The 13211-nt window shown below is 44.1% G+C and carries 10 protein-coding genes; 6 read left to right on the top strand and 4 right to left on the bottom strand.

The window, feature by feature from the left end; translation table 11 throughout:
- Positions 1 to 15: 15 nt before the first annotated feature.
- Entirely contained in the window at positions 16 to 753 is a 738-nt protein-coding gene (locus DABAL43B_RS12945; RefSeq protein ID WP_079692773.1) for a dienelactone hydrolase family protein, read from the bottom strand.
- 175 nt (positions 754 to 928) lie between these two features.
- Between DABAL43B_RS12945 and DABAL43B_RS12940 the strand changes: the two genes are divergently transcribed.
- Positions 929 to 1534, top strand: coding sequence for a YcgN family cysteine cluster protein (locus DABAL43B_RS12940; RefSeq protein ID WP_079692772.1), 606 nt, complete (start codon positions 929 to 931; stop codon positions 1532 to 1534).
- An 85-nt stretch (positions 1535 to 1619) separates the two neighbouring features.
- Here DABAL43B_RS12940 and DABAL43B_RS12935 read toward each other — a convergent pair whose 3' ends face one another.
- Positions 1620 to 3038 carry a DUF4105 domain-containing protein gene (locus tag DABAL43B_RS12935; RefSeq protein ID WP_227516697.1) on the bottom strand — a complete coding sequence of 473 codons (1419 nt, stop codon included), beginning with the start codon at positions 3036 to 3038 and terminating at the stop codon, positions 1620 to 1622.
- 202 nt (positions 3039 to 3240) lie between these two features.
- Between DABAL43B_RS12935 and DABAL43B_RS12930 the strand changes: the two genes are divergently transcribed.
- From DABAL43B_RS12930 to DABAL43B_RS12910, 5 genes are all read left to right on the top strand, one after another.
- Complete coding sequence (locus DABAL43B_RS12930) at positions 3241 to 4140, top strand: CBS domain-containing protein (protein ID WP_079692770.1); 900 nt, start codon at positions 3241 to 3243, stop codon at positions 4138 to 4140.
- A 307-nt stretch (positions 4141 to 4447) separates the two neighbouring features.
- A complete protein-coding gene (lnt, locus tag DABAL43B_RS12925; RefSeq protein WP_079692769.1) occupies positions 4448 to 6022 on the top strand; it encodes an apolipoprotein N-acyltransferase in 1575 nt (524 codons plus the stop codon).
- A gap of 137 nt (positions 6023 to 6159) precedes the next feature.
- Positions 6160 to 6612: a hypothetical protein gene (locus tag DABAL43B_RS12920; RefSeq protein WP_079692768.1), complete on the top strand. Its 453-nt coding sequence runs from the start codon at positions 6160 to 6162 to the stop codon at positions 6610 to 6612.
- A gap of 298 nt (positions 6613 to 6910) precedes the next feature.
- On the top strand, positions 6911 to 8482 hold the full coding sequence (locus DABAL43B_RS12915; RefSeq protein ID WP_079692767.1) for a peptide MFS transporter: 1572 nt from the start codon (positions 6911 to 6913) through the stop codon (positions 8480 to 8482).
- 419 nt (positions 8483 to 8901) lie between these two features.
- Positions 8902 to 10719: an aminopeptidase P family protein gene (locus DABAL43B_RS12910; protein ID WP_079692766.1), complete on the top strand. Its 1818-nt coding sequence runs from the start codon at positions 8902 to 8904 to the stop codon at positions 10717 to 10719.
- A gap of 80 nt (positions 10720 to 10799) precedes the next feature.
- Here the strand turns inward: DABAL43B_RS12910 and DABAL43B_RS12905 are convergent, their stop codons facing one another.
- Positions 10800 to 11690 (bottom strand): hypothetical protein, encoded by an 891-nt coding sequence (locus DABAL43B_RS12905; protein WP_227516696.1) that lies wholly within the window; start codon positions 11688 to 11690, stop codon positions 10800 to 10802.
- 132 nt (positions 11691 to 11822) lie between these two features.
- Entirely contained in the window at positions 11823 to 13187 is a 1365-nt protein-coding gene (gene fabF, locus DABAL43B_RS12900; RefSeq protein ID WP_079692764.1) for a beta-ketoacyl-ACP synthase II, read from the bottom strand.
- Positions 13188 to 13211: the final 24 nt, after the last annotated feature.

Raw genomic sequence — 13211 nt, 5'->3', positions numbered from 1 at the left:
AGATTTTATAAAGCTTTATGCCAAGTTGCTTTTCATAAACTCCAGCATGTTTTCCCAGCTTTGCTTGGCAGCGGCTTCGTTATAGCCCAAATCTACGCCATTTTTGGCAGCGCGCTCATCGGCTTGTGGGTTAGTAAAACCATGCTTAGCGTTATCATAAACATCAATAGTGTAATCGACATCAGCGGCATCTAGCTCTGATTTGAGACCTTCTATGGCCTCCATCGATACCATAGAATCATCGCGACCGTGGGCGACCAATACTTTAGCTTTGAAGTTTTTATCGGCTGGCTGCTTCGGCGAAGGGTTGCCATGGAAAGTTGCAACTGCTTTTAACGGCATGCCTTCACGTGCCATATCGAGGACGACTTTGCCACCGAAGCAAAAGCCAATGGCGGCTAGATTATCGCCATTAACAGCCATCTGGTCACTAAAGTCATTGAGAATTAAACGACAGCGTGCCATCAGCATACCTTGATCGGCAAGTACTTGCTCCATCCACATATTGGCTTGAGCCGCATCAGTGGTGAGTTTTCCTTCACCATAGACGTCCATCGCGACGGCGGCGTAGCCTGCTTCTGCTAAGCGTTCAACGATTGATTTTGGATGTTCGACGACGCCCCACCATTCTGGGGCGACTAAAATGCCAGCTACTGGATTGTCATCTGAGGCGTTTTCTGGCAGTGCAACATAGCTGATTAACTGAATGCCATTTTCGGTGGTACTGATTAATTCAAAAGTCTTAATTGACATATTGTTGTCCTTTTTTTTATGTTATGAATGTTAGGTCATGATTTTTAGGTTAGGAATGTGATATAGGAGTATTTTTAACTGATCATTTTCCTTACCTTTACTACCTTAACGCCCAACCCAGTCAAAAACAGCTATAATACTGTAACGCTCTTTGTCAAAATGATACGGCAACTTTATGACGCTAAATTTGTTAAATAAATATGAAGCCAGCTTAAATGTAGCTACTGATGTTGATTCGAATGCTGAGGAAAAATCAGGGTCAGAATCAGCCGTGAATCAGCTGTTTGCTGCTGTAGCAACTGAAACATTGCGCCCGCAGTTCTGGTCACGCTTTACGCTAGCAGAATTAAATCATAGCGAGTGGGAAGCACTGTGTGATGGCTGTGGCAGTTGTTGCTTGATTAAATATATCGACGAAGACGAAGCTGGCGATGTTGATGAAGAAATGGTCGAATATACCGATGTGACTTGCCAGCTGATGGACTGTGCAACGGGTTATTGCCAGCATTACGCGACGCGCCAAGCGCATGTGCCAGATTGTATTCAGCTAAATATTGAGAACTTGCCAAAAATGATGTGGCTACCATCGCACTGTTCTTATAAGCGTTTGTATAAAGGTCAAAGCTTACCCAGTTGGCATTTGCTATTGACCCAAGATGCAGTAGTCACGCAACAACAAATGCGCGCTGCCAATGTCGGTGTGGCTGGTCGTTGTGTCTCTGAAATAGGTATGGATGATGAAGAGATGGAAACGCGCGTGGTGAATTGGGTTAAGCCTTAATGGTGTTAGGCGTTAGTTGCGTTAACCTTTTCTCTTGAGAATCTCAACCCTTAAAAGCTGTGATATTAACAAGAAGCAATCGTCATCAGTATTCTTTAGAAGCCTGAGCCGCAGATTTAGCGCCTACCTTGGCATCAATTCGCGAGTCAGCAAGTGGCGGAATGGGAATAGCTTGGCGAATTTGCTGAGAAAATTCGCTGCCATGAATGTCGTTGTTATTATGAAAGCCTTTGACCTTCGGATTGATATGCGTGCGCTCATACCAGGTATCCATCGACCAAGGTTGTCCTGTTTTTTCAGGATTGGTATCTAACATACCGACATCGTGTAGATAGTTTGGCAGCCAACCCGATACCCAAATCCGATAATCCCATGGCAGACGATCATCACTGACGATACGTGCCATATAAAAAATAATATTGGTACAGTTGCTAATTAAGGTGTTATACCAAGTGGGTTCTTCATTTAGCTCATCGGCGGCGATTAAATAAGATTTAAATAATGCTTTGACCTCATGCTGCTGCAAATGACTGATCGGAAATAGATAAACCTGCTCACCACGCGCATTACTACGAGTATAAATAATATCGCGCTCTTCTGCGGCGACTAAGCTGAGCTCAAAACGTCTAAAAAAACCAGCCAGCGCAGAAAAAGATTCACCATTTTCTTTACGAATCTCAAATGAAAAGGCAAGTGGTCGATCATCTTCAAAGCGAAAGCTCACTAACGTATGCGCAATCAGCGGTCCCATCCAGTAAGAGTTGGTCACATCAACGCCAGATAATTTCGACATATCAATCGTGCGCGTCTCCCAGCGTTCAGTGGCAGCGTCAGCATTATGCCAATCAAAATTGCGTACATTGGTTAGGGTAATTAAATCAGGATTACTCGCATCACGCGTATAAGTGACTCTTTCACTGACTTCGGGCATCCAGTCGCGTTGTTGCTTGGGTTCGATAGTCATAAACCAACCAAAGCCAACAAACCAAATGGCAGCGTACAATCCCAATAACCATCTGGTTGCTGTTTTTTTAGTTGTGGTTTTCTTATTGTTTGTTTTTTTAACGTTGGATTTTTTATTACTGATTTTTCGCTCGCTGGTGAGCCTATCCATTAATTTTTCAGCAGTTTTTGACCAAACGTTTACACCCAATAAAGTTGCCAGCACTCCGACAATAAGGGCTATCGTTAGCCACGTTATGACCGAGTGCCCGCCAAATTGGTACCAAATCGCCAGCAGTAACCAAACGGCGGACAATATAAGGGTGAGCGCAATTAAAAATTGTAGCAGATAATGCCGCCATTTAGACTTTGGCGGATTGCTATTCGGTGCGCTAGCCTTTATGCCATTATTTAAATTATCAGCTTCTAAGCCATGACTGTCTAAGCCGTTATCTGAGCGATGGCTATTTGAATGAGACGAAAGCAGGCGAGAAACAAAGGCACGTAGCGACATAGGGTTGATTTTGAGGAATGAAGGCTTTGACCATAGCAAAGTTTGCAACACACTGACAATACAATTTGAGTGAATTTATCGTTGAATGTCAGTAAGCCTTGCGATAAAGTGAAACTCATTAAGCTGGTCCATTTATTTTTAATAATAAGTAGTCGGTTTTATTTATTGTTTTAATCTCCATATATCACTTTACATATTTTCTATGTATTATTTTAATTACCATTAACTAAAGAGGTTAACTCACACCATCATGTCTGAAGATGCTCCCAGCCCGAGTAGTTGGTCGATGCGCGGCTTAAAACGCTGGCTATCGACTGCCCCCGAAACCCGTGATGAATTGATTAGTTTAGTACAACAGTCACGCCAATTCTTAGAGCCAGATACGGTGGACATGTTAGAAGGCGTGCTCGATCTGCCGGCGACACAAGTTCGTGAAATCATGACCCCACGTCCGCAGGTGATTGGCTTGCATGAAAGTACCAGTCTGGCTGAAGTGATGGATATCATTCTTGAGACGACTCATTCGCGCTATCCGGTCTTTGATAGCCAAGATGATGATGCGGTCATCGGTATCCTATTGGCAAAAGATTTGATTCCTCTTTTGGTGCATATGGTGCGCGACCAAGAAGACAAGATTGATAGTAAACGCTTAAGAGATTTGGTACGTCAACCACTATATATCAGTGAGAGCGCACGCTCTGATACCTTGCTACGCTCGTTGCAGCGTACCCAAGTCCACATGGCAGTTGTCGTCGATGAGTTTGGCAACTTTGGTGGTGTTGTGACGATGGAGGATTTACTCGAGGAGATCGTCGGTGACATCGTCGATGAGCATGATGATTTCGATGAAGACAGTGATATTAATAATATTGTCGCCGATCCTGAAAAGCCGAATACGTGGCGCATCCAAGCGTCTACGGCGATTGAAGACTGTAATGATGAGATTGGCTCTGATTTTGATGATACCGACGTCGATACCATGGGTGGTTTGGTCATGCAGGCGCTAGGCTACGTCGGTGATCTAGAAGGTGAGAGCGTCGTCATAGATGATTGGCAAATCATCATTACCGATGTTGAGGGACGTTTTATCCAAAATCTCGAGGTGACTAAAATAAACGATGACCCGCAAGTGCTAATAGGCAGTCATTAGTTTATTAGCCACCAGTTTTTTAGTCATTAATTTATCGAAAAGCGTTATCAGCTAGATTTATCATTCACATTATTATTAAATCTATGAATGATTAATCCTAAAAAACACGATTGCGGTCGTGTTTTTTTTGCTTTTAAAACCGGTATTTTGCAACGCAAATTTACCCATTGAGTGGCGCAGGCTGCTATCATAGACGGGTTTAATTTTTAGGTACTATATTTATCATAATAGGGTCAGCTTTAAATTGAACGTTGACTGCATCATTGAGTTTTAAAATTATTGAATAATAAGGTTTTGGATAACTGCTATGCGTCTGTCTACTGTTGATTTGCAAAAACGTCTGAACCCCGATAAGCCAAAGGGCTTACCTTTGGTGCTGACTCTATTGATTGCGTTGCTGGCAGGGGCAGTGTTTATATTTGCGCTTGCGCCTTACGATATTTGGCCGTTAGCACTGGTCTCACCGGCTATTTTATACGCGTTATTGGTGCCGGAGATGAGTGGTAAGCGTGCGTTTGCTATTGGTCAGGCTTATGGTACCGGGCTTTGGTGTGTTGGGGCGTTTTGGCTATATACCTCTATTCACGTCTATGGTGATACGCCAGCGTGGCTTGCGCTGATTATGATTGCGTTGATGGGTTTGGGCATGGGATTGTTCCATGGCTTTTTAGCGCTGATTTTTAATCGAGTGGTCGGTAAGCAGCCGTTATCTTTTGCCGCGCTTTGGATATTACAAGAATGGATGAAAACTTGGCTATTTACCGGTTTTCCGTGGTTGTTTGTCGGTTATGCCTTTACTGAGCAGTATTGGTTATCGTCATTAGCACCAGTTGCTGGCGTATTTGCCGTCTCTTTTGTAGCGGTGTTATTGGCAGCCAGTTTAGTTGAGCTACTGCGTCGCCGTGGCGGCTATATGATTCCATCTTTAGCCTTGTTAATTATTAGCAGCGCATTATGGTTGATGAATCCACAATGGACGAAGCCGAAAGGCACGCCTGATTTATCGGTATCCTTAATTCAAGGCAATATTCCGCAAGATTTAAAATGGCTCACTGAGTATCAAGTAGAAACCCTAAAAATCTATGCAACGTTGACAAGTACAGAGTGGGGGCGTGATATCGTCCTGTGGCCTGAGTCGTCGATTCCGATGTTTCAGACCGATGCGGTTGGCTTTATCAGTGAAATGGTAAAAATGGCCAAAGAAACGAATACCACGTGGGTAACTGGCATTCCTTATAAGGATGAAGCAGCGTTTGATGAAGCCAATGATAAGTATCCGCCATTTTATAATAGTGTCATTGCCTTAGGTGCTGAAGCAGAAGGGCTTTATAAAAAGCAGCGCTTAGTACCTTTTGGTGAATACATTCCTTTTGAAGGACTGCTGGATATTTTGCCCAATTTAGCAGGCAGTCAAGAAATCTTGAGCTATAGTCGTGGTAGTGATAACCAATCACCGCTGCGTGTGCGTGGTCATAATTTAGGGGCAGCGGTTTGCTATGAAGTTGCTTATCCTGATACCACCCGCAAAAACGCTATTAACACTGACTTTTTATTGACCATCTCCAATGATGCTTGGTTTGGCACGTCAGCCGGTCCGCTACAGCATCTGCAAATGGTGCAAATGCGCGCGCTTGAAAACGGCCGTTGGTTTATGCGTGCGACCAATACTGGTGTCACGGCTATCATTGACCACAAAGGTCGTATTGTGAAGCGTGCGCCGCAATTTGAGCGGACAGTATTACGCGGTGATATTCAGGCGCGAGTCGGTAATACACCTTTTATGCGCTTTGGTAATTACCCCATCTTAATCGTGATTGCGCTTCTGCTATTATTAAGCTATCTTGGCAAGCGTGCGACCCCTCGAACGCGTGTGGTCAAGTAGTCGAAAGTGCTGATATAGATCGGATTTAAAGTTTTTCGACAATAAAACCTTTAAATAGTTAAGGGTTTTAACAAATAGACATAAATTGCGATATAATAGACCAATATTTTAAATATTTTGTGCAAGGTGGATCAGGTATGTCAGAACATATTGTCGAAAACAACCCTAAGAAAGAGTTCCTGTATGCCTTAGGTGGCGTTGGCTTATTCTTGGCTATCGTCTTACTTATCGGCATCTCAGGATTTCTGCGCCCAGCGGGTGAACATATTACTGCTGAGACTACAGAAGCGCCAGCAGCAGAGGCAACTGCAACTGAAGAAGCTGCGCCAGTTGAAACAGCCGCCGCGCCAGTAGCAGATACGGCCACAGCAGCGACTACCGATACGCCAGCTGATGCGACAGTGACACCAGCTCCAGTTACAGATACTGCCGATGCTAATAGCGCCGCTGTCGTTACTGCAGAAGCGGGCACCGCCACTGCCTCTGGTACAGTCAGTCAGGCAGCAGTTGCTGATGCTGATTTGACAGCAGAGCAAGCCGATGGCGACTTAGACGCTGGTACGACTGAAAAAGCAGCGCCTGCACAGTAAGCGGGCTATTCCAGTATGATACTGACCATACTCAGACTCTAAAAACCTAAAGGTTTCATTGTTGCTGTAGAGAGGTCAGATAAGCCTCTTATTTCAATAGTGTCATCAGCAATACTTAACGAAAAGCCCGTTCTCAATGATTGAGAGCGGGTTTTTTTGTGGGTATTTCTGTAATTATTAGATAACTTTTTCTTTACTTGATTATAACCAAGTGAAACAATGACCCGCGTTTATGACCGCCTATCAGAATAATTAGCGGCTTGGTCGTTATAATAATAGTACTTAAAGGGATAAAGGTATGAGCACGGAATCACAAACAGAGGTAAGTGCTGCCGAATTGGCTGCACTAGAAAATGGCTTTATGGGTCATCCGAAGCCACTACGCCCATTGTTCTTTACCGAAATGTGGGAGCGGTTTTCTTATTATAGTATCCGTCCATTGCTTGTGCTGTTTATGGTCGCGTCCGTTGGTAGTGGTGGCTTTGGCTTTGATGAAGTGACAGCTTCTGCTATCTATGGTATTTTTGCCGGTTCATTATATTTAGCGGCAGTACCAGGTGGCTGGTTGGCTGACAATTGGCTCGGTCAAGAACGGGCGTTGTGGTGGGGCAGTATTATTATCGCCCTAGGTCATCTGTGCATTGCGCTCTCTGCTATGTTTGGTATGACGTTATTTTTTATGGGTCTGATGTGTATTGTGTTGGGTTCAGGCTTATTTAAAACTTGTATCTCAGTGATGGTCGGTGCCTTGTACCCTAAAAGCGATGCACGCCGTGATGGCGGCTTTACCTTGTTTTATATGGGTATCAATATTGGTGCATTATTGGCGGCGCTGATCGTTGGGGTGTTTAAAGAAAAAGGCATGTGGCACGTAGGTTTTGGTGTTGGCGGACTTGGCATGCTAGCGTCGCTGCTGATTTACCGCTTTTCTGCTAAAAAGACTTTAAATCGTTATGCCAGTGCCAAAAACATCGCCCCTGAATGGGAGCAAACGTCTGGGCTTTACAAAAACGTGGGTCGCTGGGTTGCAGGGTTTCTTGTACTACTTGCTGCCATTACTGTTTTAGTGGCGACTGGTATCATGCCATTTAACCCTGAAATGGTCGCACAGTATATGACATACCTCATTGCGGCAGTGGTGATAGGGTATTTTGCTGTCATGTTTATTTCGCCACGATTGGATAAGACAGATAAGCTGCGTTTGCTGATCTGCTTTATATTGATTATTGGCTCAACGCTATTTTGGTCAAGTTTTGAGCAGCAACCAACCTCATTTAACTTGTTTGCCGATCGTTATACAGACCTTAATGTCTTAGGTTTTGAGATACCCAGTATTTGGTTTCAATCATTGAATCCTTTGTTTATTTTAATATTAGCTCCCATTGCTAGTATTGTATGGGTCAAGCTTGCCAATCGAGGACTTGAGCCAAATAGTATGGTGAAGTTTGCGCTTGGTATGTTGCTTACCGCGGCAGGCTTTGCGCTGATGATATTTGCATCCAAAAGCATCTTGACCAATGCTGGTGGACTGGCGTCACCTTTATGGTTGGTCGGTAGCTTGTTACTATTGACGCTTGGTGAATTGGCACTCAGTCCTGTTGGCTTGTCTGCCATGACTAAGCTTGCGCCAAAAGGGATGCAAGGCCAGATGATGGGGCTATTCTTCGCTTCTGTCGCATTAGGTAACTTGGTTGCGGCCTTCTTTGGTGGTCACGTCACCGCGGATAAGATTGAAGGTTTACCAGGTTTGTTTACCACGATGACGGTCTTTTTGGTCATCACAGCAGTGATATTATTATTATTATCAAAACCCATTAATAATATGCTGATAAAAAGCGAACAGGAAGATAAGTTAAACTCAAACATCTAAGTTCAGTTATTTACGTTAAGGTCTATTGGCTAATAGAACCAGTATGAATGTTGGATAAGCTGGATAATAAGATGAACAACAAGACGTGTTACCATTAGTGGTAGCACGTTTTATTGTTTAACTTAGTGAGTTATTTGCCACAAGCTATTGAAAGCCTGCTTTCTGCCCAAACATCTAGTGATGTTCTGCTTTATTAAGAGTTGCATAAACGGTCTTATCTACATTCAATGTTATATAAATATTCAATGTTATATAAATCCAGTTTTCAATGTGTTGAACGGTTCGATTTATATGCTGACTGCTCAATAATGACTACATACTCAAAGCAATTTTTTTCGTCCAAATAAGACGGCTATCCATAGTCGCCTCACGCCGTTTTTTAAAAGCTGATTTCTCCAAAATCAATAAGGAAACATTCAATGAACAAACAAGCCATTCATGATCGTATCGACAGCTTACGCAAGATTTTAGCTGCGCAAGATCTTACGGCAATCATCGTGCCATCTGCGGATCCGCATTTATCTGAATATTTACCAGAATACTGGCAAACCCGTCAGTGGTTATCAGGCTTTACAGGTTCGGTTGGTACGCTGGTTGTGACGGCTGATTTTGCTGGTCTGTGGACGGACAGCCGCTATTGGGTACATGCAGCAGACCAATTAGATGGTACGGGTATCAGCTTAGAGAAGCTTGCACCGGGTCAACCAAACCATATCGATTGGTTAGCCGAGCATTTGGCGGAAGGCGATAGCGTAGCAGTCGATGGCAATGTGCTGTCTATCGCTGAGCAAGATAAACTGCTCGATGGGTTTGATGCCAATGACATTACCTTAATCACTGAGCGTGATGTATTGACAGAAGTATGGACTGATCGACCAGCGCTGCCATCAGCCAGTTTATATGCACACGATAAGCAGTTTATCGCGCAGTCTGCTAGCGAAAAACTTGCCGCCGTCCGTGCTGGTATGGCAGAAGCAGGGGCGACCCATCATTTGCTTTCGAGCTTAGATGACATTGCTTGGTTGACCAATCTACGCGGCGCTGATGTCGATTATAACCCTGTATTTTTGGCTCATATGCTTATCGATGCTGAAAAAGCGATATTGTTTATTGATAATAATAAAGTCAGTGCTGATATTGCGCAAAGCTTGAAAGATAGCGGTATCACGCTTGCTGACTATGAGGCTGTGCAGGATGCGTTGAGTACGCTGACAGCCGACGACTTGTTATTACTAGATCCCAGTAAAGTCGCAGTCGGCACGTTGTCAAACATGGCAGACGGTGTGGGTTTCATTGAGCGAATGGCACCAAGCACTTTATTAAAATCAATTAAATCTGATTCAGATATCGACCATGTTCGTGAAGCGATGCGTCAAGATGGCGCGGCATTATGTGAGTTTTTTGCCGCATTTGAGCAGCGTCTAAAGGCAGGTGAGCGTTTAAGCGAGCTTGATGTTGATAGTATGTTGATTGACGTGCGTAGTCGTCAGCCGCATTATGTGTCACCAAGTTTTCCAACCATCGCAGGCTTTAATGAGAATGGTGCGCTACCGCATTATCGTGCAACGCCAGAGAAATTTAGCTACCTTGATGTAAATGCAGGTGAAGGTGGTTTATTATTGATCGACTCAGGCGCTCAATATCAAAACGGCACGACTGATATCACTCGCGTGGTTGGTATTGGACAAGTAAACAGCGAGCACAAGCGTGACTTTACGACGGTGCTAAAAGCTCATATTGCGCTAGCACGTGCTCACTTCCCTGATGGTATCGCGTCACCGTTAATTGATGCGATTTGCCGTGCGCCTTTATGGCAAGCACAGATGGATTATGGTCATGGTACGGGTCATGGCGTTGGTTATTTCCTCAACGTTCATGAAGGTCCACAGGTCATCGCTTATAGCGCCAGTACTCCGAAAGAGCGCGCCATGAAAGAAGGCATGATATCCAGTAATGAGCCGGGTCTATATCGTGAAGGTAAGTGGGGCATCCGTATCGAAAACTTGGTGGTCAATACGCCAGTTGGCAATCCTACTGAGACGGAATTTGGTAAATTCTTAAACTTTGAAACCATCACTTACTGTCCAATTGATACGCGCTTGATTGAACCTTCATTATTGGATCAAGTAGAAATCGATTGGCTCAATAACTATCATAGCCAAGTTTGTGCTGAGCTAAAAGACCGCATTGATGGCCTAGCACTTGAATGGCTGACCGAACGTACACAAGCGATTTAAAGTAAAAAACTCATTTTTAATCGTGCAATAAAAAGCCCCGTAATTCATTTACGGGGCTTTTTGCTGTATAGACGCTGTGTTTAATTTTTTTGTAGGTTATCTTTAGTAGCCGGTTTATCTTGCTCGGTTAAGTGTTGAGTCACTTCGGCACGCAGCCAAGATTTTAAATTCTCAGACATTTGCATCATCTGCTCACTTAGATAGTCATCTACATGCATCTCAAGCTCACGGATTAACTCTGGATGAGTTGCGCCCAATTTAGTGTTTTTTAAAGATAAGTGAATCGCTGCGTCTGAAACGGCTTTATCGATGACCGTCTTGATATTGCTATCAATGGCGGTAATAGCGACATGGCTTTGTTTGTGAACCGCTTCATTCTCAGTACCGTTCTCAGTGTTATTATTGCCAGTAACCATTTCTGCAGTAGCGTTTTTACCAGTAGCGATGTCTTCAGTAACTATATGTTCATTACTACTGGCAACGTCGCTATTAGCAATATTATTATCAGCACTTATCTTGTCTGTATCGTTGGCATCAATAGCTGCAACGGTTTTATCAAGATTGTTTTTATCGGCTATTAACTGCACATTTTTTTCTTGGTCTTTTTGAGGGGCTTCTGATTCTTCACGAATTTTGGCTGCTTCTTTTAATTTAGTCTCTTCTTTGAGCTTAGCGTCTGCGGCTGCTTGTTTTTCTTCTTCTTCTAGACGTTGTTTTTCAGCAACAGTGCGCTCTTCGGCTTGTTTATCGGCGATTGCTTTGGCGATCGCTTGTTCTGCATCATGATTTTCATAAAGATCATCAAGATACGCGTCTAAATCATGCGTGCTAAAAACAAAGGTTTCAAATGGTGTATCGGCTTGTAATAGGGTAGTGATATCCGTCAGCTCTTGGATGATTGACGCGCGTATAGGTTCTGGCGCGCACGTCCAGCGCTGATAAAACTGATGGGAAAATGAGTAGCTTGACATGGTATCGTCCATAAATGTTGCAAAAATTACCCCTTATCATACGCAAGTATGATAAGGGGCTGCAAGTGGACAAACGTAGCAAATCTGACACCAAGGTTACAACGGCAAATATTGTGACCTTTTCTATATGCATTATGGCTTAACAGGCCAGCGTGCAAATATTAGCGAGCCATTAGTACCGCCAAAGCCGAAACTATTGGAAACAGCGTACTGTAGATTACTCACTTTACGTGATTGGTTGGCGACATAATCGAGATTACAGTTGTCTTCAACATTATCCAAATTAATCGTTGGCGGTACATGCTGATGCTGCAAGGCAAGGACGGTAAATATCGCTTCGATACCACCAGCGGCACCAAGCAAGTGACCGGTCATCGATTTGGTTGAGCTGACTAAGATGCTGTCTTTTACCGGCGCAAACACGGTTTCAATAGCAATAGATTCAGCGACATCACCGGCAGGCGTGCTTGTGCCGTGCGCATTGACGTAACCAACAGCGGCAGGCTCAATACCGGCATCGTTTAAAGCGTTGCGCATCGCTCGTGCCGCACCGCTACCATCTTCTGGAGGGGCAGTAATATGGCTAGCGTCATCGCTCATACCAAAACCGACTAGCTCAGCTAATATTGTTGCACCACGTGCTTTGGCATGACTTAAGCTTTCCAGTACGACCACACCAGCGCCATCACCGAGCACAAAACCATCACGATCTTTGTCAAAAGGACGCGAGGCTTTAGTCGGCTCATTATTACGAGTTGATAAGGCATGCATCGCTGAAAATCCCGACATGCCAAGAGGGCTTGAGCCTTTTTCGCTACCACCGGCAATCATAACATCAGCATCGCCATAAGCAATCAAGCGTGCTGCTAGACCAATAGCATGGGTAGCAGTCGTACAAGCGGTTGATGTGGCAAGATTTGGACCTTTTAATGTATGCTTAATCGCCACGAGTCCAGCCGCCATATTAACGATAGAGCCTGGAATGATAAATGGTGAAACTTTTTTAGGGCCTTTATCATTTAACATAGCACAGCTGTCTTCAATGGTTTGAATACCGCCAATACCTGATCCTAAGATGACACCAAAGCGCTCTTGGTCAACGTTTTGTACAGGACTATCCTTGGCGCTAACTTCATCAATAAAGCCAGCGTTTTCTAACGCCATTGAGGTTGCCGCTACCGCATATTGCATAAAATCATCATAGCGGCGCGCGTCTTTAGCATTCATATATTGCTTGGCATCGAAGTCTTTGACCACACCTGCAATCTGCGCGCGATAGTCAGTTGCATCGAAATGAGTAATCGTGGCAATACCGCTCTCACCATTGAGCAGTCTTTTCCAAGTACTCTCGACATCTAGTCCTAATGGTGTGACAGCACCCATACCGGTGACTACTACACGTGCGTCGTCAGAGCGTTCATAATGTGGCGGTTTTTGACGCCGTTTTGCATCAGTAGTAGCGATTTGCGATTTTGATGGGCTGCTGTGCTGGCTCATATTATATATCCTGTCCTTACGGGT

Source organism: Psychrobacter sp. DAB_AL43B (assembly GCF_900168255.1).
Classification (GTDB): domain Bacteria; phylum Pseudomonadota; class Gammaproteobacteria; order Pseudomonadales; family Moraxellaceae; genus Psychrobacter.
Note: the sequence above shows the minus strand (reverse complement) of the source record. Positions and strands in the feature narration are given on the sequence as shown.

What these genes read in the sequence shown, in the direction of transcription:
- DABAL43B_RS12940 (WP_079692772.1), top strand. Translation starts at nt 929, where the DNA reads ATGACGCTAAATTTGTTAAATAAATATGAAGCCAGCTTAAATGTAGCT.
- DABAL43B_RS12910 (WP_079692766.1), top strand. Translation starts at nt 8,902, where the DNA reads ATGAACAAACAAGCCATTCATGATCGTATCGACAGCTTACGCAAGATT.
- DABAL43B_RS12920 (WP_079692768.1), top strand. Translation starts at nt 6,160, where the DNA reads ATGTCAGAACATATTGTCGAAAACAACCCTAAGAAAGAGTTCCTGTAT.
- DABAL43B_RS12930 (WP_079692770.1), top strand. Translation starts at nt 3,241, where the DNA reads ATGTCTGAAGATGCTCCCAGCCCGAGTAGTTGGTCGATGCGCGGCTTA.
- DABAL43B_RS12905 (WP_227516696.1), bottom strand. Translation starts at nt 11,690, where the DNA reads ATGTCAAGCTACTCATTTTCCCATCAGTTTTATCAGCGCTGGACGTGC.
- lnt (WP_079692769.1), top strand. Translation starts at nt 4,448, where the DNA reads ATGCGTCTGTCTACTGTTGATTTGCAAAAACGTCTGAACCCCGATAAG.
- fabF (WP_079692764.1), bottom strand. Translation starts at nt 13,187, where the DNA reads ATGAGCCAGCACAGCAGCCCATCAAAATCGCAAATCGCTACTACTGAT.
- DABAL43B_RS12945 (WP_079692773.1), bottom strand. Translation starts at nt 753, where the DNA reads ATGTCAATTAAGACTTTTGAATTAATCAGTACCACCGAAAATGGCATT.
- DABAL43B_RS12915 (WP_079692767.1), top strand. Translation starts at nt 6,911, where the DNA reads ATGAGCACGGAATCACAAACAGAGGTAAGTGCTGCCGAATTGGCTGCA.